Origin of the sequence: Bacteroides sp. MSK.20.82, assembly GCF_019052485.1 — a bacterium.
GTDB lineage: Bacteria > Bacteroidota > Bacteroidia > Bacteroidales > Bacteroidaceae > Bacteroides > Bacteroides thetaiotaomicron.
This window is the reverse complement of the sequence record NZ_JAHQUN010000124.1, coordinates 1-1,212: the sequence shown is the minus strand read 5'-3', so window position 1 is coordinate 1,212 and position 1,212 is coordinate 1. Positions and strand designations below refer to the sequence as shown.

Here is a 1,212-nt window from a genome sequence, read left to right as displayed (position 1 = left end):
TGTCCCATTAAAATCTAAAAGAGTTCTTTGAAATATTTGAAATTTAGTTAGTTACAGCGATTCTCCGAGCGAACGGACTTGAATTTGTAGCTTTGCATCAGATTAATCCGATGGCATATGTTCCAAGACAAATACGTTTTCGCTCAATTGGCTTCATTTCTGAATCGAAGTAAGTTTAACCGCATAGTCACCAAGTATGATGGCGACAAATATGTGAAGCACTTCACCTGCTGGAATCAACTACTTGCTTTGATGTTTGGCCAACTTTCTAATCGTGAAAGTCTGCGAGATTTGATAGTTGCTCTTGAAGCTCATCATTCCAAATGTTATCATTTAGGAATGGGTAAAAATGTATCAAAGTCATCGCTGGCAAGAGCAAATCAAGATAGAGACTATCACATCTTTGAAGAATATGCTTACTACCTGGTTAGCGAAGCACGACAAAAGTGTGCTAATCATATTTTCAAACTTGGCGGTAACGTTTATGCTTTCGATTCGACAACTATTGACCTGTGCCTTTCAGTCTTTTGGTGGGCAAAATTCCGCAAAAATAAAGGTGGTATCAAAGTGCATACATTATATGATGTGGAAACACAGATTCCTGCATTCTTTCATATCACGGAAGCATCCGTACACGATTCTAAAGTCATGATTGAAATTCCTTATGAACCAAGCTCTTATTACATCTTTGACCGCGGTTATAACAACTTCAAAATGCTGTATAAAATTCATCAAATTGAAGCCTACTTTGTTGTCAGAGCAAAAAAGAATCTCGGGTACAAATCCATCCAATGGAAACGTAGGCTGCCTAAGAATGTGCTTTCAGACGCGAGTGTACTTCTGACAGGATTCTATCCTAAACAATATTACCCAGAGCCACTTAGGCTGGTTAAATATTGGGATGAAGAACAAGAACGAGAATTTATATTCATAACCAATGCGATGCATATATCTGCGCTTCAAGTTGCTGAACTTTATAAAAATCGCTGGCAGGTAGAGCTGTTTTTCAAATGGCTCAAGCAGCACCTTAAAATCAAAAGATTTTGGGGAACTACAGAGAATGCTGTTCGAATACAGATATATGCTGCTATATGCGCTTACTGTTTGGTGGCAATCATTCAACACGATATGCAACTGGACAGAAGTACATATGAAGTGTTACAAATACTGAGCATCTCATTGACTGATAAGACTCATCTGAGAGACCTCTTT

General features: G+C 38.1%; 1 protein-coding gene. It reads left to right on the top strand.

Annotation, left to right across the window (positions count from 1 at the left end):
* Positions 1–117 precede the first annotated feature (117 nt).
* On the top strand, positions 118–1,212 hold a 1,095-nt coding region (locus KTR07_RS28095; RefSeq protein ID WP_217315579.1), incomplete at its 3' end, for an IS4 family transposase.